The 356-nt window shown below is 38.5% G+C and carries 1 protein-coding gene; it reads left to right on the top strand.

Translation table 11 applies throughout. The features are described 5' to 3' along the window. Window positions 1–121 precede the first annotated feature (121 nt). The coding region (locus AC1DWA_RS33875) for a hypothetical protein (RefSeq protein ID WP_477917941.1) at window positions 122–356 on the top strand (235 nt) is incomplete at its 3' end.

Below are 356 nucleotides of genomic sequence, written 5' to 3'. Positions count from 1 at the left end.
GCTAATCACGAGCAAACAAAAGACACAACTAAACCTAAACAGCACCTACATATTTTGAAGCAAATGACATATTAATAGCTCAAGAGACAGTGTTTAATAATAAAAKTYAGAGGAGATGAGAGTGGGAATGRATAATTTTAATTCACAATCATTCACTAGTCATTCAAACCCGCAAGTATGGAATTTTGTTTCAGCTCCTAATTTACATCCCATGAAGGTTAGCGTTAATGTTGATAAGCCTGGAACAGCTCCCGGCCTATTATTTGTTGCGCCCTATACGGTATATGAAGCAGCGATGATTGGCCAAACTGGGGCACTAATTATGGATCAGACAGGTAATCCAGTGTGGTTTAGAC

The sequence above is a fragment of the Rhodococcus sp. P4_F3_2 genome (genome assembly GCF_056401335.1).
The sequence above is the reverse complement of the archived record's forward strand: the minus strand, read 5'-3'. Positions and strand labels throughout refer to the sequence as shown.